The following is a 23,402-nucleotide window of genomic DNA, read 5'->3' as shown; positions in this document are numbered from 1 at the left end:
TTTTTAAGAATAATTAACGACCAAAACGGTAATATTCCTGTAAAGGATGTACCTTATTTTTTAGCATATCTTTAATTACATGCGTACCAATAACGGAAAAAGTAATGCCATTTCCTCCAAATCCTAAAACAAAGTAACTGTGATTAAAATCCGGATGTTTGCCAATGTAAGGGAGTCCGTCTTTAGTTTCTCCAAAAGTTCCTGCCCATGCAAAATCAGTTGTAAAATGGCATTGAGGCAATAAGCTTTTAAGTTTTTTTGAAAGTTTTTTGCTTTTATCCGCTAATAGTGCATCTCTCTTTTTATCATCAGCAAAATCTTCATCTTCACCTCCTATTAAAATCCGGTTATCATCAGTAGTTCTCATATAGACATACGGATCTTCGGTATTCCAGAAAAGTGTATCATTTAAATGCGATTGATCCTGATAATTCTGTTCGCCAATAATAGCATAAGTAGAAAGTAGCCTGACAAACTTTTCTTTTATCATTTCGGTACTTTCATAACCGTTGCAATAAATTATTTTCTTTGCTTTAATTTTATACCCCAAATCTGATTGAACTTCTACACTGTTTTTTTTATATATAACCGATTTAATTGCTGTTTTATCAAAAATTTTTAAACCTTTTTTATGGTTGTAAGCAAGTAAATCATGGGTAAATTTAAAAACATCTATGCTTCCACCCTGAGCCGATAAAATTCCTCCATAAGATTTCTTGATTTTATAACGGCTCTCAATTTCTTTTTCAGAAAGCCATTTAACATCAAAACCACAACGTTCTCTAGCTTCCAGTTCTTTTTTTAAAAAAGCTGTATCTTTTTGCTTTGCAGCAAAATAAAGAGAATTTTTCTTCTTGAAACCGCATTCTGAATTAATTTTTCTGACCAGAGCACCCAGTTCGTCTATAGCTTTATAACAGGCAATATAATTTGCTTCTGCTGCCGCCTGACCTATCATTTCAGTCAATTGAAACAAAGGAACATCAATTTCATACTGAAGCATACTGGTAGATGCCGAAGTACTGCCGTTTGCAACTTCTCTTCGGTCAATTACTACGGTTTTATAATTTTCTTCCATACATTGATGAGCCATTAAACTACCGGTTATTCCTGCTCCAACAATCAGAATATCGGTCTCTATATTGTCGTGTAACGAGGGATAAGAGCCTAATAATCCATTTTTTAATAACCAAAATGGTTCATTTGATGTAAGATCCATAAATTTAAATGCATTTTGCTTTAAAATAAGCTTGTATTGCAACTGTAAAATTCAATTACAAAATATCCTTAGTTTGTACTTTTAGATCATCTACATCCGGATACTTAGCTACAGATAAACAGTTATAAATAAGATAAAACCGGAAGGTTATTGAGATAATTTTGATAATGTTTTGGACTGCAGTTGTACTTTGCTTTGAAAATTTTAGAAAAATAACTTCTGCTTGTAAGACCAATGGTATACACAATTTCAGAGATATTTAATTCCGTTGTTCTTATAAGATTTTCAGCCGCTTCAACCCGCACATTTCTAATAAAATCAGTTACCGTTCTATTGTGCATTATTTTAAAACCTTCCTGTAATTTAAAAGGAGACAAACCTGATTTCTTACTTAAATATTTTAAACTGTACTGAATTTCAGGATAGTTTTTTATAAACTCAGAAATGTCTTTTATGGCTTCCATATCTGCTTGTGATAGAGAACTACAATAAGATTCTGTATGAATTAAATCGTATTTATGCTGCTCAATTTCTAAAGCCAGAATTAGATATACAGTGCTGTTTATCAACAAATTTCTAACTAAACCGTTTTGACTGATGGTATTAAGATGTTCAATTTTTTCGGCTATTTTCAGGTTAAAAGAACCTACGTATGAAAAAATATTATCCTCCTGTGTGGGTTGAAATATATTTTGTAACTGTGTTCTTAATTCAATATCAGAGACCGATAAAATATCAACGGTAATAACCGATACTTTAACTTCTTCATTCTTTTTAAAGGTTAAAAGCGTACTTGTTTCAGAAGAGCCTGAAAAAATACCAGTCTGAAACTGACTCAGATGATTTTGTATCCCATCTTCCCCAAAACTCTGAGCAAGATGACCTTTGGAACAATATCCAAAATGAATGAGGTTAGAATTTTGAAGTTTACCTTCAAATGAAACATTTTCTTTGAAAAAAATATCATACTCCAAATAGGCAATCGCATTCTCTATTGAAACTCCGGAAATAAAACCTTTGGCAATTTCATTATCGACTACCAGTTTATATTCTTTTGATTTTATTTCAATTTTACCTCCTAACTGTAGTTGCATTTGTTTAAAAATAACGGAGAGATTATTTGATGTTATTGATATCTTTTTCATGTTTTATTTTTTAGGTTTATATACTAATATCTAAGGGGGCAGCTTAGGTTTTTCAGGTCTTCAGAAGTTTTTATTTCTAAAAACCACCGTATTAATAATGTAATCAGCAATAATTTAACCTGAGACAGAAAAGTTCTTTTTAAGAATACAATCTGTTACGCTTTTAAAATTTATTTTTTTCATCTTAATTAGATTTTTAAATTACTCCTATAAATTACTGTGGTTTACAAAGTTGCAATAAGAACCCACCCTTCTTGTTATATAATTTTTTCATTGTTTTATATAATTTTAATAATGCTGGCTGTATCCATAATTCCTGCTGTAATTTTAAAATTTCACAGGATTGTTTTTAATGTTATTTTAGCATTTTTCCCCACTTATGATTGCAATCTTTTTTTAGAAAAGTTTTTTTGATTACGCTAAAAATTCTTTGCATTCGGGTCAAACCTCCCTGATTATTAAATGTAATTTTACCTGCATAGCTTTTTTGCTTTTACATTAACTAACCCTTAAATTTTAAAATCATGAGAAATATTCTTTGGCTTATTGCCGTAATCTGTATCATTATCTGGATACTTGGATTTTTTGGATTTGCTGCCGGAATGGCAACAGGAAACCTTATTCATATTCTGTTAGTGATTGCTATAATTGCAATTTTATACAATATCATTTCAGGAAGAGGAATCTAAAAACGATTAATTTATAAACCTAAAAAAATAAAAAATATGAAAAGATCAAGCACAGCGGTTTGGAGTGGCACATTAAAAGAAGGAAAAGGCTCTCTAATGTCAGAAAGTAAGGCTCTGGAAAACATGCAATATTCATACAACAGCCGCTTTGAAAACGGCACCGGAACCAATCCTGAGGAATTAATGGCAGCTGCACATGCAGGTTGTTTTACCATGCAGTTAAGTGCCGATTTGACAAAAGCAGGTTTCACCCCTGAAGTTTTAGAGACGAAATGTGAAATTTCATTAGAAAATGGAACTATTACAAAATCAAATCTGACGCTTAACGCAAAAGTTCCGGAAATTCAGGAAAACCAATTTCAGGAAATTGCAAAAGGAGCTAAACAAAACTGTCCTGTGAGTAAAGCATACAGCAATCTGGAAATAACACTGGATGCCAATCTGGAAAATCACATAAAATAATTTTTTTCCGTACAACTTTTTAAAATAATTATGATGAGTTATAAACCACTATTAATTTATCTGGCCGACGATGACCCTGAAGACAGCATGCTTTTTGAAGAAGCATTAACAGAAATTGACAGCAAAATCTGCATAGAAACTTTTGATAATGGGGTAACACTCATGGATGCCCTTTTAAATTCTCAAAATGCTTTACCGGATGCCATTTATTTAGACTTAAACATGCCGTTAATGAATGGTGAAGAATGTGTTGAAGACATTAGAAATGAACCCAAGTTTTCACAGATTCCAATAGTTATTTATTCTACTTATATCGATCGTGCAGTGGCAGAAAGATTAAGAGAAAAAGGTGCAAACTGGTACTTAATAAAGCCGAATACCTTCAGAGAACTCAGAAACTTGTTGGGAAAAAGTTTAGACTGTGTGTATACTAATTTGCAAAAAGAAGCTGACAGCCATTTTATAATAAGTGCTACAAGCCGATAAAAAACATCTAAAAAAAATCCTGACTCTTATAAGTCAGGACTCGTCATAAAAAGGGGTATTAAAGTTTCCCCTTATTTTCTTCGGCATATTCTTTTTTATAAATACGCACAATTAACAAAAATAAACTAATCAATAAAGGACCAAAGACAAGCCCGATAAAGCCGAAAAGAGGAATACCTACGATAACTCCTAAAAGAGTTATTAACGGATGAACATCATCTAATTTCTGCAATACATATAAGCGGATAAGATTGTCTGTAAGTCCTACTATTACGAATCCGTACAATAAAACTCCCCAAGCCTGAAAAGTATCACCATTAGATATTGTTAATATAAAAACGGGAATTATCCCTAACATACTTCCAATGAAGGGAACCATAGAACCAATGGTCACCACTATACTCCAAAAAAACGGACTTTCTACATTGAATATCAAAAATCCTATCAGAGCTACGATGCCCTGAGCTATGGCTACTAGTGGAATCCCTAAAGAATTAGAACGAACCGAAGCATGTATTTCTCTGCCTACTATTTTAAGATTCTCTTTGCTTATAGGAATATATTCCATTAATGTATCCCGAAATTCTTTGCGGTTTGTAAGCATATAATACAGTAAAAAATACATAATTGAAACCGCTATAAAAGTATTAACCGCACTCCCCAGAATATTCGTGATTCCGCTGGTTATTTTTTCAGAAATGGAAGAAGCATCAATCTGATCAGTAATTTTATAGCCCAGATGATGTTCCCAGGTTTCCATTTGTTTTTTAACAGCTTTAACTACCTTTTCTGAATTTTGAGCTGCTTTTCCTATTTTATTTCCCAGCATTAATCCCGCACCGGCTACTGGTACTAAAATAGCAATAAAAGATACAAACATTAAAAACCCGGCAGCCCAATTGGCTTTCCAACCTCTGTTTATTAATTTTATCATAGCTCCCTTAAGCAAAACATATAATGTAATAGCTCCTAATACACCTGAGAAATAAGGGGTCATTTCATAAAAAATAAGGCTTCCTGTTAATATAATTAAAAGAAGTATAAAAATTTGACGGATTATCTTGGGGTTTATAATATTCACAGATTATTGGTTTTTTAAATTTTTATTAATTATTTCTTAAAGCATGAATGAGTTCAGCTTTATTCATTTTTGATCTTCCCGGAATACCTACCTTTTGAGCTTGCCCATACAGATCCTGCTTATTCCAGTCTTCATAAGGCTTACTCTTTCCTCCTTTTTTACCGGCATCAGGTGTATTGGCTATTCTCGCGGACTTTTCTTTACTGTATCCTTTGTCCCGTAGTGCCTCATATTGTTCTTCATTTTTAACTGTTGGTATATCCATGATTTTTATTTTTAGGGTGATACTTAAAATTATAATAATTCAAATATGCCTCTTAAATACTAAATCACTTGACCTTATCAGATAATATATTAACTTAAAAAACTCTGCCATTTTTATTGCATCAATAACACTTTGATTAGAGTTAATTTTTCCTACTTAAATCTAGTACTTTTATTTCAGAATAAAAAAACATTAATTTAAAAATTTAATATTATGAATACAGATCAATTAGAAGGAAAATGGAAACAGATTAAAGGTAAATTCAAACAAAAATATGGTGATCTTACTGATGATGATGTTACCTATTCAGAAGGAAAATTTGACGAAATGTTAGGTAAAATTCAGGAAAAAACCGGTAAGAAAATGGATGACTTGAAAAAAGAAATTAATGATTGGCAAGATTCCTAATAGTAATTAGTTAATCATTAGTAATCAAACCCTACTTATGAAGCTGCTTTATCAATTGATACAGCAGCTTTTTTATTACCATCAGAATAAAAAAAGCTGTTTCATATTATTGAAACAGCTTTTTTCTCTAAAATTAATGTTTAACACACTTAATTATTTTTTAAAAGGATGGTACTCAAATTTTTGACCACCAACAGATGCATCAACCATAAGCCCGGCTTTAGGCAAAGCGAAAACGACAACACCGTCTTTATAACTCGCATTCTCTGCTTCACCTTTATCTGCGGCTACCGCAGACATTTCGGCAGAGAATTCATAATTTCCCTGTTTAAATTTAGCCAGCGCAGCCTCAGTCTGAAAAAAGATTACTTCTATAAGTGCCTGTCCGCCGGCCTGAAGACCAATATTCACCTTTTTTAAAGAAGTCATTCCTATTGCAGTTCCATTTTCATAAACCACTCCGTTACCGCTTGCTCCGCCTATAACAAAACCACCTTTCCCAACATTGGGGAAAATAGCATAACCTGAAGCCTCTTTAAAGAACTTTTTCAAACCCATATTTTTGCTTAAAATCATTTCTTTTGCTTTTTCTGCATCATTCATGATTTGAGTGTCTTTTTTATTTTGAGCCATCACTCCCACTGTTACCAGTAGTAAACCCGTCAGTATTATTTTTTTTAATGTTTTCATGATTTTTATATTTATAATTTATTATATAAATTTAAAGCAATTACCTTTTTCAAAATACCTCAATCCTTTCAATTATTGACTCAAAAAATGTCAGTTCCGGAATTTTAGGTATTTCTGACTGATTTAATATACGAATGGATTTTCAACTGCAGCTCTGACTTTAACTGAACTGCAGGAACTCTGTTCTGATCAATGCTATACCAGTAATAAGCAACCAGATTCACAAAATCATTATCAATCGTGTCTATTACAACATAAGGCGGAGGATTTTTTAAAGTATCGGGATTCTCATTTATAATAATATTTATTGCCTTTATGATTGCATCAATCGGATCGTCATATCGTGCTTTAACGATAAGCGTATCGCGCATTAATTCATCGATGGTATAATTCTTTAAATTATTTTTCAAAATGGATCCGTTAGGAATATAAGCATCCACGCCATCAGTAGTTTTTAGTGTTGTGGAACGCAGTTTCATTTCTATAACCCGGCCTTTGATTCCTTCTATTTCTATTAGATCACCTATTCTAAAAGGACGCTGAAAAGCCATCAGTATTCCGGCAATGAAATTTTCTCCAATATCTTTGAGTGCAAAACCAATTATAAAAGTAGTCAACCCTGCGCCTGCAAGAATCTGATTGGTAACATTATCAAATCCTAAAATTCCTAAAGCAATTACCAGTAATAAAACAGTTAATACCAGTGAAATAATACTCAATATAAAATCAGCTATTAAAGGGTCATTAGCCTTTGAAATAATTATTTTTTTGGAGTATTTATTTATCAGCCTGATAAATAACAAGCCAACTAAAAAAACAAATACAGATAATAAAATACTGGGAAAATAAGCTACTAAATTAATCCATGACTGGTAAACAGATTCTTTAAATATATGTACTTCTGAGTTCATATTTTTAAACTTTTCATTGATTATTTCTTTTCTGCTTTATTTTCTGCCGCTTTTTTGGCTTCTTTTTCAGCCTCTTCTCTTGCTTTTTCCTTCTCTCTCTCTTTCTTTTTAAAATAACCTCTTAAAAGAAAATTATGCTTCGCGGCTTCCATATTCTGCTCTAAACCTTTGGATCCTTTTCTTAAATTTTCCATTGTTTTTTCCATATCTTTTGCTACTCCGTCATCATTTAATAACTTACCTAAGGTTCCCTGCCCGTTATTAATCCCTATTAATGTAGTCGCTAATTCATCAGTAATAATTTCTGCATTTTCAGCTGTGACTTTAATAGAAGATAAAATATCATCAAATTCTAATGGCTCAATGGATCTGATGGAACTACCATCTTTAATTTCAGCTGATTTGGAACTTCCCTGAGAAATTACCAGAATTTTGTCGCCAATAACTCCTTCAGACGCTATAGATGCCTTACTGTCTTTTTTTATAAACTTTTTGAATTTGTTATCCATCATTGCCATAACATTTACAGTAGAATCATTAATGATTTCTATATTTTCAATAGTACCTACAGCAATTCCCAGAAATCGCACCTGACCGCCCACATTTAATCCGCTCACATTCCTGAATTGTGTATTTATTTTAAATTTAGAGCTAAACAATTTTTGATTACTTCCGATGAAAAAAATAATTACGAATAGAATTAATATCCCTAAAGACACAAAAATCCCCAATCTTATTTTATATGCACGAGTATTTGTTTTCATGATTTTTTATTTAAAAAATGATTTAATATAAGGATCCTCATCATTTAGGAATTCCTCTAAACTGCCTTCTTTGTATATTTTACCTTCTTTGATCATCGCTATCCTGTCAGCCACTGTTTTTACACAGTCTATATCGTGTGTGATGATGATGGATGAATTATGAAATTTGGCTTTTGTTTCGTTTATAAGGTCACTTATTTCTCTTGAAGTAACGGGATCTAACCCTGTTGTAGGTTCATCAAACAGAATAATTTTTGGATTGACCACTAATGTTCTTGCTAAACCAATTCTTTTTTTCATTCCGCCGGATAATTCCGAGGGCATTTTATCAATGGAATCCGGTAAGCCTACGTTTTCTAAAGCCTCCCTAATTTTTTCATCTGTTTCTTCTTTAGTAAATTCTTTACTGAGTCTGGAAAGCGCAAAATTCAGATTTTCTCTTACTGTCATCGAATCATAAAGAGCCGCACTCTGAAAAAGGAATCCAATTTTTTTGCGTACTTCAATTAATTCATCTTCTTTTATATCTGTTAATTCGTGCTTGCCAACTTTAATACTTCCCGAGTCGTGTTTGAGTAAATTGACAATACACTTAATTAAAACTGATTTTCCCGACCCTGATTTTCCCAATACCACTAAATTCTCTTCTTTATGAAGCTGAAGTGTGATGCCGTCAAGAACTTTCTGATCACCAAAACTTTTTTTGAGATCTTTAATATCTATTATTACCTTATCATTTACTTTTTTTTTCATTATAATAAGTCCGTTATTTGTACAGCTATTAAGTCTACAATAATTAATAATAAGGAAGAAGTTACAACGGCTGAGTTTGCTGCAATACCTACACTTTCAGTTCCTCTTCCGGCATTAAATCCCTTGTAACATCCTACTAAACCAATCACTGCTCCAAAAAAGAATGATTTTATCACCGCCGGAATAATATCAATAAACTCTACATTATCAAATGCCTGAGTCATAAAAAGCCTTAAACTCACGTCATCTTTGATATTTACACCTAACCAGCTGCCAAAAATCCCAATAGCATCAGCATAAAGTGTAAGTATAGGAATCATCACTGTTACAGCCAGCAATCGCGGAATAATTAAAAAATTTATTGGATTCGTATTCGATACTTCCATAGCATCAATCTGTTCTGTAACCCGCATTGAGCCTAACTCGGCTCCCATACTTGAGCCTATCTTTCCTGCACAGATCAGAGCAGTAATTACAGGCCCCATTTCTCTGATGATAGATATAGCAACCATGCCTGGTAACATACCTACAGCTCCAAATTCTACTAAGGGCGGTCTGGATTGAATAGTTAAAACCAAACCAACAATAATACCCGTAATGGAAATTAATCCTACTGACTTATTCCCGCATTGGTAGCATTGCTTTAAAAATTCCTGAAATTCAAATGAATTAGTAAAAAGGTTGCGGAATATTCTTTTAAGATAATCCACTACATTGGCTACGTCTATCAAAAACGCAACACTTTTTTCTTTTATCAGACTAAAGAATGAAGGCTCCTTCAACAAAGTCTTTTCAGCTGGAAACGTAGTTTTAGGCATAATTTTATTGTTATTATAGTAAAATAAAATTACACCCTTTTTTAAGGTTAAGTTTACAAGATTTTAAGATTTTATTATAAAATACCCGTCGCTTAAAAAGGGTACCCAATAGCCAGATTGAAAATCAGATTTTCTTTTCTCCAGCTTCTGTCACCAAAATTAATATCGTCAATCACCCACTCCTGTCCTTTAGGCAAATAAGGTTTTCTGAGCGGAAAAGCCAGGTCAGTTCTGAGAACTAAAAAATCAAAATCAAACCGCAAACCTATACCCGTCCCGATGGCAAGCTGATTGAGGAATTTACCGCTGAACTTAGCACCCGGTTTGTCGCTGTTTTCATTCAGAAGCCAGATATTACCGGCATCAACAAATACAGCACCTTTGACTATTTTATATATTTGCCCTCTTAGTTCAGTACTGAATTCAAACTTAATATCTCCCGATTGATCCGGTAAAAAAGAATTTGAATTTTGACTGCCATCAAAAGTGCCCGGCCCAATTGACCTTGCCCTGAAAGCCCGGATACTACTGGTTCCTCCTATAAAAAATTGCTTGATAAATGGAAGCTCTTTTGAATTTCCATAAGGAATTCCGGCACCTATTATAATTCTGCTGGCTAATTTTGTCTCCTTATCAAAGTTCAAATAATGACGAAATTCCACTTCGGCTTTTGTATATTGACTAAAAGGAACACTTAAAATGTTCTTGGGATTATTATAATCATTTGCCCCTAAAATCAAGCCCAATGAATTCCCGGATAAATCTATCCCTCCTTTAAAATAAATATTATGCTTCCTGTTTTGCTCCATTGTATTGGTATAGGTATACGAATAAGTGGTTCCAAGAATTAATTGTTTATCAATTACTCTTTGTAAAGAAGGATTAGCTGCTATTTGCGACTGATACAGCTCACTCACATTATTTGGCGAAGTATAGGCTATATTAAGAATATTAAGATTGTGTTCCTTTCTTTCATTTTCTTTCCAGATATAACCAAAAGAAGCATTTAAAGTTTTTAAGGAATATAATTTAGTTCTCAGCTGATATTCATATCCTATCGAAGCTTTTGTATTGGGAACATAAGCACTTCCGGAGTTCATTTGAAACGGCGAAATAAATCGTGGCCAGATCAGGCTGGCATCTCCTCCAAAACGGTATACATTAAAACCATTATTTTGTCCGGAAACCTGAACTTCTAAACCGGCAAAAGCAGAAATCTTTAATAATTCAGCTCCTTTAAAAGTGTTACGGTTACTCCAGTTGATGTTTAATTCTGTTCCTGAATAATTTGCCGAGTTCGTTTTAGCTAAAGTTTCAACCTGAATTGATTTTTTTGGCAACGGAGTCAGATAATAATAACTGTCCAGTTGATTTTTTACAGAATCATTTACCTGAAATTCATTTTTAACAAACTTAAAAGTTCCTAAAGTAATGAGTCTGTTTAATGATAAATTATGAGTCGTTCTATTGTATAAATCGCCTTTGTTAAACAATAATGTTTTATCAAAAATAAAAGGTTTAAAAACAGTTTTGTTATCAATGATGGTTAAATCCTGATAATGGATGGTATCCTGTTTTTTTCTGGCAATGGTATCTCTTCTTAAATTAAAGCTTGGATAAACAAAAATATTATTGATTTTATATTGTTTTTTTGCTTTTTCGGGAGTTTCTTTTTTTATTTTTACAATTAGATCTACCTCATGATTTGCTACAGTACTATCCACCTGAATTAACAGATAATTTTCATTAAAGTAATAAAATCCCTGTTCTTTCAGATTAGCATCAATACGGACTCTTTCATTTTTTATATCTTCCAGATCATAAGTGTTTCCTACTTTTAAAAGACTTTTCTCTTTTAATTTATTAATTTCCTGACTAAGAACAACCGAATCTTTTGGAAAAACAACCGACTTTATTTTGTACTGATTATTTAATTTAACCGTATAATTAGCCTTGGCTTTTTTACCTCTTCTTGTCGAATCCGCTTTTGTTTCAGCATTAAAAAAACCTTTGTTTTCTATATAATTCTGAACTACCTGTTTGTTATATTCTAAATCTACTTTACTCATCAAAACAGGTTCTGCTCCTAATTTGTATTTGACCCAATACTTAAATCCTTTTTCTTTTTTTACTTCTCCAATCAAATTATAAAAAAAGATTTCAGGACGCATTCCTAATATGGATTTATTAGGTACAGGACGAATTAATCCATCCAGTTCTGACTTAATCTGCTTTCTTGTTTTTTTTGATTCCTCGCCTTTTTCTATGTCAATAGTATGACCTACATATAATAAATCTCCTTTAGGAATTTTATGAGTTCCACTACAGCTCAAAAATATTGAAACTGAAAAAAACAATAAGATGTAGTTATTTAGTCTCATTTTGTTTCTTGTCTTTTATTCTGTTTTTGCGATTTTTATGAAATAATTCTCTAAACTTATTGTAGTCCATCGTAATGATAAAGGCTACACCCGTTTCAATAACCTGACCTTGCAAGGCTACCTGATAATTATTTTTTCTGTAGGCTCTCAGTTTATAACGACCGTCTTTGGTTATGAGATAATCGGCAGAAACATCTCCTGCAATGTTTGTAGATTGCTCGTTTTGTTGTGGAGCACCCTCCAGCCCAAAGCTGCTTCCTACGGTAACCTTTAAACGGTCATTTAATAGTTTTTTAGAAAGCCCTACATTCAGGTCAGTACGCTCTTGTTTTTGTCCTGAAGTATAATTTTCCGTCGCTTCAAGATCAAAATCCAATTCGAAACCTTTTATTAAATCGCCTGCTAAATTATTCAGCTGTTGCGATAAAATTTTACTGGCACTTTGTTTCGCTAAGAAAGCCCCGCTTACACCACCGGTTTCACTTTCAAAAGGGTTTTCTCCAATAAAACGGTTTAATAACAACAACGCAAAAACCTGTTTGTTTAAAGCGTCTTCGTCGCGTCTTATCTGCTCTAACTTAGCCTGAGTGGTATTAATTACTTCGGCTGAAACCGTATTATTACCTTCCGGTAAAACAATATCAAAAGTGATTTCAGGCTTTAATAATTCACCTTTCATTTTTAATTCTGTTTCAAAAGGGATTCTTTGTTTGTAAGTATTGCGGGCTTCAGCTGTTATACCTTCAACCTGATCACTCACTAAATCTAAGGGTGGTGCATCTACTTTATACACTGCGGTCACATTTACATTTGCAGTGGTAGGTTCTCCGGTCCACAAAATATAACTGCCGGATTTAATATCAAATTTTCTCTTAATCAGATTTAAATTCATCTGATAAGCTCCATCCGTAAATTCATATTTTCCTGTTAAAGTAGTTTTTCCTGACGGATCAATTCCTCCGGTTAATTCTGCTTCTCCTTTTAACTTTAGATAATCCCCATTAGCTTCATCAATGATAATCGAAATCTCTGCATCTTTGTCAATTCCAATATTTACCGAAGCATCAATCCCTTTAAATTCAGTTTGTGTAATCTGTTTTGTCGGGTCTTCTTCAACAGTCACTAAAACCGGCTGATCCTGGTCTATAAATTCTACAATCCCTTCTCTGTCAGCTATCGAAGGATCACTTTGAGGTAATACAATAGTAAATTTAGTGTCTTCATTTATTTTAACTGTACCGTCAATAACCGGGCTGTTTAAAGTTCCTTTTATCCCCAGATTGTTGTCTAAATACAATTCCCCATAAAACAATTTATTGTCTTTAGCGGTAGAGTTTATCGCTCTGAAATTTCTCGCTGTAAGATTCAGATTAAGTCCTAAATTAGTATAATCCCTGCTGTCCAAGGAACCTTTTATACTTAACGGATTTCCATCTTCATCCTGTAATTTAAAATCTTCAAAGACAATAGTATTCTGTTGGAAATTAATGTTATCATTCAGCAGTTTGAACTTGGAATTTAAAGGAACAACAACAAATCCAACCGAATTAAATTTAATATTTCCATTCACATCAGGATTAGATGCTTTTCCGCTCACATCCAGTTTCCCGTTTAAGAAACCTTCGCTTTCTTTGAGGTTTTCTAATGTAAAAGGCTGTACCGATTTCATCTGAAGTTTTTGAATATCAACCATGAAATCTAAACTTTCGGTGCTTACATTGTAATTTCCGTCAATGTTCAGTTGATTTTCTAAACCTGTCAGCGTTACATTAGCACTATACAAATTAGTGGTTTTATTATCCACTTTTGCATTAATATTCCCAACAGTATCATTTTTTACTTTAAAATTCTCAATATCCAGATCTGCAACAAATAAGGGATTTGAAGTAACATTCTTAATCGTAGCTTCCCCGTTTATTATTCCGCCAAGCTCGAAATTTGATTTGGCAATACTTGTTAAGGATTCCAATTCAAAATTTTTAAAACTGGCTACAATGGGTGAATCAGCCGAATTATTTTCAGACTGAACGCCAAATGATTGCTGATCTTTTTGAAGTATAAAATCCCTAACTACAATTCCGTTTTTTCCTAATTTTACTTCATTGTTCGCATTTACTGCCCAGTCTTCATAATTCAGCAGCAGTTTTTCCGGATTAAGATGCACAATAGATGCTCCCAGACTGTCTTTAAAAACACCTGAAATTAAATATTTGTCTTTATCTTCTGCATCTTTAATATTTAAGGCATAATCAATGGTGTTATTTTCTAATTTTCCGATTAATGTCGTCTTAGGAATTTCGAACTGCTCATTTTTAATCTGACCTAAAGACACATTATACATCAGTGCATTGTCCTGCGTATTTATTTTTAAAACACCGGCAGAGATTTCATTATTCGCATAATTTAAACTGGGAACCGAAGCATTAATCATTATAGAATCATTAATAGAATTGTATTTTCCGTCAAGGGTAATCTCTGATAATTCAATAATCTGCGGAGCTAGTTTTTTTAATAATGGTTCATCTTTTATAGTAAATTCAAATGCCAGTTGCTGATTTTCTTTATTTTCAACATACTTTTTATCCAACTGATAGTACTTCGAAACAGAATTCATAAGCGTATTCCCGATAGTCGAAAGCTTATAATTTCCCGAGATTAAACCATTTACAAATTGAGATTTAATAATAATGGAATCTTTTTCAACCGTAGAAACTGCTCTCACCGAAATAGTATCCAGCGGAAATTGTTCCTTTTCTAAAGCAATTAAAAAATTATTAACATTTAATATTCCATTTAAATTATCCGGATTTAAATCATTAAAATCAGCAGTAATATTTCCTCGCATTTTTAAAGGACCGGCATGAAGATTGAGCTTATTCAAATCAATAAATTCAGCATTTAACTCCAAATCCAGTGTTGGTTTTTTAGAATCAGAAGAACCTTCAGCATCTAATTTAAATTTTAAATTAGGATCACCGGAACTCACATTCGCTGCATACACACCGTTTTTAATAGTTCCGCCAATATTTATATTCTGGTAATTGTAATCATTAAATTGTGCTGATACGATTTTAGAAGTCAGTTTTGCCGTTGCCGTTGCAGGATCAAGACTTCTTCCATTGACAGTAGCATTGGCGGTAATCTTTCCTAATTGTCTGTTTTTAATCAATTTCCCTACATCAAAATTAGTAACGCTGGCATCAGCTATATATTTTTCATTATTTTTTCTGGTTTGGTCAAAAGTTGCTTCCACAATAGCATTTCCTAAAGAACTTTTTAAATCCAGATTAGTTTCAAAGGCAGCCACACTTCCTTTAAAGTTTCCTTTTAAATTAAATTTCTGAGGCAGTTGAATCGTGTTCGGAATCGTATTTTTTGGTGTAAAAGCAGTAATATCTTTTGCCGTACTTTCAAAGTTGGCAATAGCCAGATTAAACACTGATTTTTCAAAATCAGGCAATCCCCTGATGGTTCCTTTCACATCCACTTTAGTATTCCCAATCCCCTCAGCCTTGAAAGTGGTAATTTTTAAATCATCCAGTTTTCCGTTTACTGTCGCATTAAAATTCACGATAGTATTAGGATTATTTTTAAAAACAGCATTCGATTCCAGTTGTGGCACTAATAATAAAATATCTTTAAATGCCAGCATACTGTTTTTTAAATGGACATCTAAAGTGAGCTTTTCAGGATTCTTACTAATGGATTCAATAGATGGATAAGTTGCCAAAATGTTATCCTGTAAATTAGTCTGTGGTGTTTTTAACGATAAATTTTTAAGAGATGCTTCCTTTGAAGTATAATTAAATTTTGTTTTTAACGCATCTAACTGAAATCCGCTTTTTTCTTTGAAAGTAAAAGAATTGACCGTTCCGCTGTAATCATTATCTCTTATAGCAATAGCTTTTCCGTCAAAACTCAGTTCATTTAATTTTAGATGATTGTAATCAATTCCTTTTTTAGTCTGAATTTCATTATTATTATCAAATATAAAATTAAGATTGCTGATAGAAACAGCATTCACATCAATTTTCCAGGCTAATCCGGAATTTTCGACAGCCTCTTTGTTCGTTTCTTCTTTTGTTGTTTTTACAGATTTGGTTAAGGTAAGTTCACCATTTGTATTGTTTAATTCCAATGATTTCAGCGCAATGATTTGCTTTTCCAAATCTATTGTTTTCACATTTGTTTTCAATTTTTCAAACCGGATTTTGGTATCCATATTTGTAAGTGCATCTTTATATCTGACGTCAATATTTTCAAGAAGAATATCTTTTAACTGCAATTTTAAAACATTCGTTTCAGCTTCTTCTTCGATTTTTTCAGCCACTTTTTTAGTTGCTTCGACTAAATCCTGAGTTAGATTTAATTGTAAACCGTTTAGGTTTATTTCTGGAATATTAAAAGAGAGATTATTTAAATCAAAATTTTTAATTTGGGTATCAAAGTGATTGACAAATACATCAATATTGTTTTTTGCAACTGTATCATCATATTTAAATTTTATCGAATCAAGGTTTATTTTCCTGATAGAAATTTCCATTCCTTTCTCATCAGTCTTAGGTTTTTCTTCAGTAGCAAAGGCTTTGATGATGTAATCAAAATTATAAACAGAATCTTTATTTACTTTAATATGCGCAGTAACACCTTGCAAATCAATGCTGTTGATTTGAACTTTACTATTTAGCAATTCAAACAGGCTGATGTCTACTTTTAAAGATTTACCCGCCAGTAAAGTATCTTTTGACTGATCTTCAAAATAGAAATCATGCAGAATAATTTTCTTTGGTAACCCAAGTTCAATACTTCCTACTGCTACATTTGTTTTAATTTTTTCATGAAGATAACTAACAGCTTTGTCTTTTATAAAATTTTGTCCAAACGGAGTCTGCAAAGCAATAACTATCAATAAAAAAACTGTTACAACAAACAATAAAATGTATAATAGAATTTTAGCAACTTTTTTCAACTTAAGATAGATATAAATTAAAATAAATCATATTGATTTATTTGTAAAACAGTTCAACTGACCGTGGGTTTAAGCAATTTAAACAACAGCATTTCTCTATAAAACTACAGCTTTGACTGCTCTTTTCAAAACACAAAAACACTTTTGTGAAGATATTGCAAAGCGGCTGGGATGTATTTATAGAATTATAGAAAATTCTTTTAAAATTATAATTTAATTTAAAAACAAAAAAGGCCCGAACAATGTCCGAACCTTTCTGGGATTACCTCCACATACATGCAATCCTATACGAATCTTTTTAGGCAAAGATGCTATCAGTTCGGCCAGAATCTCAGCTGCCCAAAGGCTATTAAAGATTTAGGAATGTTAACACTCATCTTTTCTTTAAAATGATTGTTTATCACTCTAAAAAATTCTTTATCATTTATAGATGTTAAGCGAGAAAAGAAAGAAAATATAGATTATTAAATACAGGACACAACAAAGCTGTTTAAATTAGGTAGGTATCTGACTTGTAACATTCTTTTATATTCTCCCGCCAGCAATGGAGTTTATAAGCGCGACAGTTAGTGATTTTCCCACGATTCCCTTTTCACTTATTATTAAAAAAAAACCTAATTCAATTTGATAAAACAAATAAAGAACCAATCAACACAATTAGTTTAATATTCTTTATAAATTTAGCAAACAAACTCAAAAAGACCATCAAAAATTAAAAAACAAGATAATTAAACTTAATTATACATAAAAAATAGATTCAAAAACTTTTTAATACTTATTTTTGTCACCACAAAAGACAATTAGTACGATGGAAGAATTAGATACAATAGATTTATTATTATTAAAAATTCTGGGAAACAACTCCAATCAGACAATCAAAGAATTAGCTTTACAGGTAAATTTATCACCTACCCCGGTACTTCAGCGGGTAAAGAGGTTAGAAAATAACGGCTATATCAAAAAATATATTGCTTTACTTGATCATGAAAAATTCAGTCATGGATTCATTGTTTTTTGCAATATCAAACTCAAACAGCATGACCGGACAATAGGTCATAATTTTGTTGATGATATTATGAAAATCGATGAAGTAATTGAATGTTATAATGTTTCCGGTGATTATGATTTTATCCTGAAAGTTTTTGCCCGAGACATGAAGCATTACCAAAACTTTGTATTTAACAAGTTAGGCACAGTGGAAAGCATCGGTAGCACTCATAGTTCTTTTGTAATGGCAGAAATTAAAAATCTACACAATATTAGTATTTGATTGCCCAGTGACAAAAAAAGCTTTTCAACAGCCTTCAAACATCTAAATTCACAAAAAATATTTTTTTATCCGTTCCAAAGGGGATAATCAGTGTAACCCTGTTTTCCGCCTCCAAACATTGTTGCTCTGTCCGGTTTACTAAGCCCGGCATTTTTTTCAAACCGTTCAGGCAGGTCAGGATTTGCGATGTACAAAGTACCAAAGGAAATAAGATTTGCAATACCTTTTTCAAGTTCAGCTTCCGCAGAAGCCTTGTCATAACCTGAATTAGCAATAAGTGTCTGGCGTATCATCCTGCCAAAGAATTCAATCTCGTTTTCAGCGGTATAATGTTCTGGCGAAGGAAAATTCGAACTGCGTCTCATGAGTTCCACATGGGCAAAATCTAATTTGTTCAGTTCTTCAATCAGGTAGGTATAGGTAGCGGCAGGGTCATCCAGTATCATGTCACCATAAGTATGAAAAGGAGATAATTTAATTCCCACCTTTTCACTTCCCACCGCTCTGATTAATTCCTGCATTACTTCCAGTACAAAGCGGGCATTTTTAGGTATGCTGCCGCCGTAATCATCCTTCCTTTGGTTGGCACTTTCAGCCAAAAACTGATTGGGCAAATAGCCATTAGCAGCATGAAGCTGAACCCCGTCAAAACCTGCGGCTATGGCATTTTTTGCGGCCTGACCATAATCCTTTATAGTCCGTTTGATTTCCTGAATTGTCATTTCCTGAGGTATTTCGTAATCCTTCTTACCCTGGGAGGTAAAATGCTGCATTCCCCTTACAGGCAAAGGTGATGGTGCAAAAGGGAGCCTGCCATTCCTGTCTACAGAATGCCCCATACGGCCGGTGTGCCAAAGCTGAGCTACAATAACACCGCCTTTATCATGTACTGACGCAGTAACTTTCTTCCAGGCGTCCATTTGCTGATTGGTAAAAATACCCGGAGTAAGCGGACTGCCGGTAGCTTCTTCACTGATTCTTATGGATTCAGTAAGCAGCATACCTGCACTTGCCCTTTGAGTATAGTATTCTACCGTCATATTACCCACTAAGCCATTTATGTCTGTACGGCCTCTGGTCATCGCAGCCATGACCATTCTGTTTTTTAGGCTGACATTGCCTAAATATGTTTTTTCAAAAAGTTTCATACCATTTTTTTTAAAATTATTATTATTTATAAAAGACAAGAAGCTGAAACTTCATATAGTTATCTGCTGAAGATATTTTTTGCCACATCATTTATACAGAATATTTTTGTAAAAATTGTATTTCTTTCCGTTGAGCCATACGCTGAGCGATGATGCTGGCTGCAATCAATTGCAAGGCATGATAAAGCATCAATGGCAGTAATACTATTCCGGTGATGGTACTGTGCTGAAAGAGCACTTTTGACATGACGGTGCCATGTACCAATGACTTTTTAGACCCGCAAAATAAGACCGTTATACGATCTTCATCTGAAAAACCTAAAAATCGGCTGATCAGCCCTATACAAACGAATACAACGAGAAATAAAACCATCATCCCAACAGCAAGTCCTGCAAGTTCAAGGGTAGTAAAACCTTCAAAAAGATGTTCGGAAAATGACTTGCAAAACGACGTGTAAATGATGGTAAGGATAATTGCCTGATCGAAATATTTGAGTTGTTTTTTATACTTTTCGGCAATGGCACCAAAGCGGGAGTTGAGGGTGATGCCAATGATGACGGGCAACAAAACTTGTAAAAACAATTTGATAACGATATTCGAAACATCAAAACTGCCTGTTGCAGAAGCGATGAAAAGCCCAACCCATATCGGCGTAACCACTACGCCAATCAGGCTTGAAATACTCGCATTAAAAATGGCTGCGGGAATATTTCCTTTAGCAATAGAAACCATGACCACAGAAGAAGAAACTGTGGACGGCAAAGCTGCAAGAAAAAATACGCCCAGCCAGAGCAATTCAAAGCCGTTGCTGACAAACACGGGGCGAAATACTAAAACGATGAGCGGAAAAAACAAAAAGGTTGTTAGCTGGACGACAATGTGCATTTTCCAGTTTACAAGCCCGGATTTTAGTTTTTCAACACTCAGGCGCAAACCATAAAACAAAAAAATAAATGACACGCCAATATTGGCAATATCCTCCAGCGAAACAGGCTCTTTGACCATGCCCGGCCACGGCAGAAAATAAGCCAGCAAAATCATGGTGGCTATCATTAGCAGAAAACCGTCGAGACCTGATTTGCTTAATACTTGTAATAACTTTTTCAATTTGATCTTTACTATTTAATTTTTTTTTAAAGCTAATATTCGGGTGATAATGAAGTTTTTCCTAAAATATAATTAAGAATATACATTAAAGATCGGGACTACATCCCAAATTCTTTACGTATAATTTCTGCTCCAGCGCTTAATGCAATTAATTTGCCTCTTGCCACATCCCGTGATAAAGGAGCCATACCGCAGTTTGTTGAAGGATAAAGGTTTTCGACATCTACAAACTCAAGGGTCCTGCGCAGGGTATCAGCGACTTCTTCCGGTGTTTCTATAGTGTTGGTGGCCACATCAATGGCACCGACCATTACTTTTTTGCCGCGAACCAGTTCAATTAAATTAAAAGGCACACGCGAGTTATGGCATTCCAATGAAACAATATCAATATTGGATTTCTGGATTTTAGGGAAAATTTCCTCGTACTGACGCCACTCTGATCCCAATGTCTTTTTCCAGTCATTATTAGCCTGTATTCCATAACCGTAGCAGATATGTACCGCAGTCTGGCATTTTAAACCTTCAATGGCGCGTTCCAATGCTGCCATTCCCCAATCGTTTACTTCATCAAAGAATACATTAAATGCGGGTTCGTCAAACTGGATAATGTCTACACCTGCATCCTGTAGTTCTCTTGCTTCTTCATTGAGTAATTTCGCGAATTCCCATGCCAGTTTTTCACGGCTTTTGTAATGGTCATCGTACAAAGTATCTACCATCGTCATTGGACCAGGGAGTGCCCATTTTATAGGCTGATTTGTCAGCGTGCGTAAAAATTTGACATCTTCAACAAAAACTCCTTTTTGGCGTGCAACCTCTCCAACAACAACTGGAACACTTGCATCGTAACGGTCACGAATTTTTACGATTTTGCGGTTTTCAAAATCTACACCGCTTAAATGCTCGATAAAAGTGGTTACAAAATGCTGACGTGTCTGCTCGCCATCACTAATGATATCGACCCCTGCCAATTGCTGTTCGTGCAGAGAAATGCGCAACGCATCCTGTTTGCCTTCAATTAACTGATCTCCTTCTAATTTCCAGGGCGACCAAAGTTTTTCGGGCGGTGCAAGCCAGGCAGGTTTGGGTAAACTTCCAACAATTGAAGTCGGTACTAATTTTTTCATAATAAAATATTTTTAATGGCTATAATTAAAGATCAAAATTGGCAGACCACTGCTCTAAAACACTTTTGTAAGGCTTAATGAAGTGCTCTTCTGCATATTTACCCTGTTCGACAGCCAGTCGGCTGCGCTCATCGCGGTCATAATCCACGCGGGTGAGTGAATAATCTTCGTGTTTAAGACTCGGCTGATAGATTTTCCCAGCTACTGAATTTGCATTGTAAATTTCAGGACGATAAATCTTCTGGAAAGTCTCCATTGTGCTGATTGAGCTGATTAGTCCAAGATCAGTATAATCAGCAAGCAGATCTCCGGAATGGTAAAAAGCCATCGGTGCCACACTGTTCGCAGGCATGAAAAAACGAACTTTTAAACCCATTTTGAAGAAATATTCATCAGTGAGAGAATACTCATTCTGCAGATACTCAAACCCCAGAACCGGATGCTGATACTCAGTACGTGTATACGTTTTGTTGCCCGATACACTTAAACAAATTATCGGTGACATCTTAAAGTGCTCTTTGTAAGTGACAGAATTCACAAAGCACTTATAAAGTTTTCCATGCAAATCACCAAAATTTTCAGGAATACAAAAACTAGGTTTATTTTTATTGTACTCGGTCAATAAAATACTGAAATCATAATCACGTACATAAGAAGAAAAATTATTTCCGGCGATACCTTCGATACGCTGACTGGTCTTACGGTCAAAAATATTCGTTTTCAAAACTTCAATAAGTGGCAGATTGTTAATCCCATTCTTATCATTAATACTCATCGTTACTGTGATGATTTCAAGTTCTACAAGATAACGATCAGCTCCAGGATTATCCAAATGAGCCAATGAATTGAATCGATTGTTAATCATATTCAAGGCATTACGTAAGTTTTGCTGACGATTATCTCCTCTGGCCAGGTTTGCAAAATTGGTCGTCAAACGTGTTTTGCTTGAGGGGTGATAATTTTCATCTAAACAAGTGCTCTCGAGCTTGAATGTAAAATCAGACTTGATTGTACTTTGAGTATTTTCCATATATTTTCCGTTTTAGTATTGAAGCTTCTATTAAGAACTATTTCATTTTTTTTAAATAGTTATTTTACACTGCAAATTTTAAAACAAAAGATTTATAAACCAAGTATTGATAAAATATAAAATATTTTAGCTTTATTATAGTAAATAAAAAGATAATTAATCTTTTAAAAGATATAATAATACCAGAAAACAGATAATTTCACTTTAGAGTTAATATTTCAAGTATATTGTTTACAAGATAACCAAACTCAATAAGTATGAAAAAAAACAAGTATCAGGCTATAATATGACCTGAGGCGGGTCACTTAACTTAACAGATATTATTGTGTTCTGTTGTGTTGCATCGACTCTAACTCACTAGAAATATAGTTAAAACGGCTTCGTTTTTATTAATATCCTGATTATAGAGAATCTTTTAAAAAGGAATATAGACTGTTAATACCTCTTTTATCAAAATCACTACACTATTTTGATAACATAAGTACTAATCTATTCAGTTGAAATATGGTTCATGACACAAAAAAAACAACACTAAATGGTGCATAATCTTTCAATGGTAAAATATAAAGTCTTTAGAAGTAAATTTAGAGGCGTTAGAAATGTGGAATTCTTCCTTTTTAGATTATCAAATATTTTTTCTTAATCCCCAATTTTTGAACGTGGTTCCTACGCAGCCCT

20 protein-coding genes and 1 riboswitch are annotated in these 23,402 nt (G+C 33.5%); of the genes, 5 read left to right on the top strand and 15 right to left on the bottom strand.

Annotated features, from left to right (window positions below; all coding sequences use genetic code 11):
• Positions 1-13: 13 nt before the first annotated feature.
• On the bottom strand, positions 14-1,219 hold the full coding sequence (locus ABS764_RS08500; protein WP_408081364.1) for an NAD(P)/FAD-dependent oxidoreductase: 1,206 nt from the start codon (positions 1,217-1,219) through the stop codon (positions 14-16).
• 122 nt (positions 1,220-1,341) lie between these two features.
• The gene (locus tag ABS764_RS08495) at positions 1,342-2,364 is read right to left on the bottom strand and encodes a helix-turn-helix domain-containing protein (RefSeq protein ID WP_408081363.1); all 1,023 of its coding nucleotides are present in this window, start codon (positions 2,362-2,364) and stop codon (positions 1,342-1,344) included.
• 524 nt (positions 2,365-2,888) lie between these two features.
• Between ABS764_RS08495 and ABS764_RS08490 the strand changes: the two genes are divergently transcribed.
• The 3 genes from ABS764_RS08490 to ABS764_RS08480 are packed head-to-tail and all read left to right on the top strand — an operon-like array spanning position 2,889 to position 4,001.
• The gene (locus tag ABS764_RS08490; protein WP_408081362.1) at positions 2,889-3,053 is read left to right on the top strand and encodes a lmo0937 family membrane protein; all 165 of its coding nucleotides are present in this window, start codon (positions 2,889-2,891) and stop codon (positions 3,051-3,053) included.
• A gap of 36 nt (positions 3,054-3,089) precedes the next feature.
• Positions 3,090-3,515, top strand: a complete 426-nt coding sequence (locus ABS764_RS08485) for an OsmC family protein (protein WP_408081361.1) — start codon at positions 3,090-3,092, stop codon at positions 3,513-3,515.
• A gap of 33 nt (positions 3,516-3,548) precedes the next feature.
• The gene (locus ABS764_RS08480) at positions 3,549-4,001 is read left to right on the top strand and encodes a response regulator (RefSeq protein ID WP_408081360.1); all 453 of its coding nucleotides are present in this window, start codon (positions 3,549-3,551) and stop codon (positions 3,999-4,001) included.
• 58 nt (positions 4,002-4,059) lie between these two features.
• Here the strand turns inward: ABS764_RS08480 and ABS764_RS08475 are convergent, their stop codons facing one another.
• A complete protein-coding gene (locus ABS764_RS08475; protein WP_408081359.1) occupies positions 4,060-5,082 on the bottom strand; it encodes an AI-2E family transporter in 1,023 nt (340 codons plus the stop codon).
• 25 nt (positions 5,083-5,107) lie between these two features.
• Positions 5,108-5,347: a DUF7218 family protein gene (locus ABS764_RS08470; protein WP_408081358.1), complete on the bottom strand. Its 240-nt coding sequence runs from the start codon at positions 5,345-5,347 to the stop codon at positions 5,108-5,110.
• 213 nt (positions 5,348-5,560) lie between these two features.
• On the opposite strand from ABS764_RS08470, the gene ABS764_RS08465 reads away from it, so the two are divergent.
• The gene (locus ABS764_RS08465; RefSeq protein ID WP_408081357.1) at positions 5,561-5,755 is read left to right on the top strand and encodes a CsbD family protein; all 195 of its coding nucleotides are present in this window, start codon (positions 5,561-5,563) and stop codon (positions 5,753-5,755) included.
• Positions 5,756-5,908: 153 nt separating this feature from the next.
• Here ABS764_RS08465 and ABS764_RS08460 read toward each other — a convergent pair whose 3' ends face one another.
• The 7 genes from ABS764_RS08460 to ABS764_RS08430 all read right to left on the bottom strand — a co-directional run bounded on the left by ABS764_RS08460 (position 5,909) and on the right by ABS764_RS08430 (position 17,041).
• Entirely contained in the window at positions 5,909-6,445 is a 537-nt protein-coding gene (locus ABS764_RS08460; protein WP_408081356.1) for a lipid-binding SYLF domain-containing protein, read from the bottom strand.
• Between the two features lie 104 nt (positions 6,446-6,549).
• Entirely contained in the window at positions 6,550-7,356 is an 807-nt protein-coding gene (locus tag ABS764_RS08455) for a mechanosensitive ion channel family protein (RefSeq protein WP_408081355.1), read from the bottom strand.
• A 20-nt stretch (positions 7,357-7,376) separates the two neighbouring features.
• On the bottom strand, positions 7,377-8,120 hold the full coding sequence (locus ABS764_RS08450; protein WP_408081354.1) for an MlaD family protein: 744 nt from the start codon (positions 8,118-8,120) through the stop codon (positions 7,377-7,379).
• Between the two features lie 6 nt (positions 8,121-8,126).
• The gene (locus ABS764_RS08445; RefSeq protein WP_408081353.1) at positions 8,127-8,873 is read right to left on the bottom strand and encodes an ABC transporter ATP-binding protein; all 747 of its coding nucleotides are present in this window, start codon (positions 8,871-8,873) and stop codon (positions 8,127-8,129) included.
• Complete coding sequence (locus ABS764_RS08440; RefSeq protein ID WP_408081352.1) at positions 8,873-9,691, bottom strand: MlaE family ABC transporter permease; 819 nt, start codon at positions 9,689-9,691, stop codon at positions 8,873-8,875. The genes ABS764_RS08445 and ABS764_RS08440 overlap by 1 nt, the downstream gene beginning before the upstream one ends.
• A 92-nt stretch (positions 9,692-9,783) precedes the next feature.
• Positions 9,784-12,072, bottom strand: coding sequence for a translocation and assembly module lipoprotein TamL (tamL, locus tag ABS764_RS08435; protein ID WP_408081351.1), 2,289 nt, complete (start codon positions 12,070-12,072; stop codon positions 9,784-9,786).
• Entirely contained in the window at positions 12,059-17,041 is a 4,983-nt protein-coding gene (locus ABS764_RS08430) for a translocation/assembly module TamB domain-containing protein (RefSeq protein WP_456264505.1), read from the bottom strand. The genes tamL and ABS764_RS08430 overlap by 14 nt, the downstream gene beginning before the upstream one ends.
• A gap of 481 nt (positions 17,042-17,522) precedes the next feature.
• Positions 17,523-17,674: riboswitch (cobalamin riboswitch) on the bottom strand.
• Positions 17,675-17,849: 175 nt separating this feature from the next.
• Between ABS764_RS08430 and ABS764_RS08425 the strand changes: the two genes are divergently transcribed.
• Positions 17,850-18,311: an Lrp/AsnC family transcriptional regulator gene (locus ABS764_RS08425; RefSeq protein ID WP_408081349.1), complete on the top strand. Its 462-nt coding sequence runs from the start codon at positions 17,850-17,852 to the stop codon at positions 18,309-18,311.
• Between the two features lie 65 nt (positions 18,312-18,376).
• Here the strand turns inward: ABS764_RS08425 and ABS764_RS08420 are convergent, their stop codons facing one another.
• The 4 genes from ABS764_RS08420 to ABS764_RS08405 form a co-directional block, all read right to left on the bottom strand.
• Complete coding sequence (locus ABS764_RS08420; RefSeq protein WP_408081348.1) at positions 18,377-19,459, bottom strand: alkene reductase; 1,083 nt, start codon at positions 19,457-19,459, stop codon at positions 18,377-18,379.
• A gap of 91 nt (positions 19,460-19,550) precedes the next feature.
• The gene (locus ABS764_RS08415) at positions 19,551-20,567 is read right to left on the bottom strand and encodes a bile acid:sodium symporter family protein (protein ID WP_408081347.1); all 1,017 of its coding nucleotides are present in this window, start codon (positions 20,565-20,567) and stop codon (positions 19,551-19,553) included.
• Positions 20,568-20,665: 98 nt separating this feature from the next.
• Entirely contained in the window at positions 20,666-21,694 is a 1,029-nt protein-coding gene (locus ABS764_RS08410) for a methionine synthase (RefSeq protein ID WP_408081346.1), read from the bottom strand.
• 25 nt (positions 21,695-21,719) lie between these two features.
• Complete coding sequence (locus tag ABS764_RS08405; RefSeq protein ID WP_408081345.1) at positions 21,720-22,724, bottom strand: DUF1852 domain-containing protein; 1,005 nt, start codon at positions 22,722-22,724, stop codon at positions 21,720-21,722.
• Positions 22,725-23,402: the final 678 nt, after the last annotated feature.

Origin of the sequence: Flavobacterium plantiphilum (genome assembly GCF_046000495.1) — a bacterium.
Classification (GTDB): domain Bacteria; phylum Bacteroidota; class Bacteroidia; order Flavobacteriales; family Flavobacteriaceae; genus Flavobacterium; species Flavobacterium plantiphilum.
Note: the sequence above shows the minus strand (reverse complement) of the source record. Positions and strands in the feature narration are given on the sequence as shown.

What these genes read in the sequence shown, in the direction of transcription:
- ABS764_RS08500 (WP_408081364.1), bottom strand. Translation starts at nt 1,219, where the DNA reads ATGGATCTTACATCAAATGAACCATTTTGGTTATTAAAAAATGGATTA.
- ABS764_RS08495 (WP_408081363.1), bottom strand. Translation starts at nt 2,364, where the DNA reads ATGAAAAAGATATCAATAACATCAAATAATCTCTCCGTTATTTTTAAA.
- ABS764_RS08490 (WP_408081362.1), top strand. Translation starts at nt 2,889, where the DNA reads ATGAGAAATATTCTTTGGCTTATTGCCGTAATCTGTATCATTATCTGG.
- ABS764_RS08485 (WP_408081361.1), top strand. Translation starts at nt 3,090, where the DNA reads ATGAAAAGATCAAGCACAGCGGTTTGGAGTGGCACATTAAAAGAAGGA.
- ABS764_RS08480 (WP_408081360.1), top strand. Translation starts at nt 3,549, where the DNA reads ATGAGTTATAAACCACTATTAATTTATCTGGCCGACGATGACCCTGAA.
- ABS764_RS08470 (WP_408081358.1), bottom strand. Translation starts at nt 5,347, where the DNA reads ATGGATATACCAACAGTTAAAAATGAAGAACAATATGAGGCACTACGG.
- ABS764_RS08465 (WP_408081357.1), top strand. Translation starts at nt 5,561, where the DNA reads ATGAATACAGATCAATTAGAAGGAAAATGGAAACAGATTAAAGGTAAA.
- ABS764_RS08460 (WP_408081356.1), bottom strand. Translation starts at nt 6,445, where the DNA reads ATGAAAACATTAAAAAAAATAATACTGACGGGTTTACTACTGGTAACA.
- ABS764_RS08455 (WP_408081355.1), bottom strand. Translation starts at nt 7,356, where the DNA reads ATGAACTCAGAAGTACATATATTTAAAGAATCTGTTTACCAGTCATGG.
- ABS764_RS08450 (WP_408081354.1), bottom strand. Translation starts at nt 8,120, where the DNA reads ATGAAAACAAATACTCGTGCATATAAAATAAGATTGGGGATTTTTGTG.
- ABS764_RS08445 (WP_408081353.1), bottom strand. Translation starts at nt 8,873, where the DNA reads ATGAAAAAAAAAGTAAATGATAAGGTAATAATAGATATTAAAGATCTC.
- ABS764_RS08440 (WP_408081352.1), bottom strand. Translation starts at nt 9,691, where the DNA reads ATGCCTAAAACTACGTTTCCAGCTGAAAAGACTTTGTTGAAGGAGCCT.
- tamL (WP_408081351.1), bottom strand. Translation starts at nt 12,072, where the DNA reads ATGAGACTAAATAACTACATCTTATTGTTTTTTTCAGTTTCAATATTT.
- ABS764_RS08425 (WP_408081349.1), top strand. Translation starts at nt 17,850, where the DNA reads ATGGAAGAATTAGATACAATAGATTTATTATTATTAAAAATTCTGGGA.
- ABS764_RS08420 (WP_408081348.1), bottom strand. Translation starts at nt 19,459, where the DNA reads ATGAAACTTTTTGAAAAAACATATTTAGGCAATGTCAGCCTAAAAAAC.
- ABS764_RS08410 (WP_408081346.1), bottom strand. Translation starts at nt 21,694, where the DNA reads ATGAAAAAATTAGTACCGACTTCAATTGTTGGAAGTTTACCCAAACCT.
- ABS764_RS08405 (WP_408081345.1), bottom strand. Translation starts at nt 22,724, where the DNA reads ATGGAAAATACTCAAAGTACAATCAAGTCTGATTTTACATTCAAGCTC.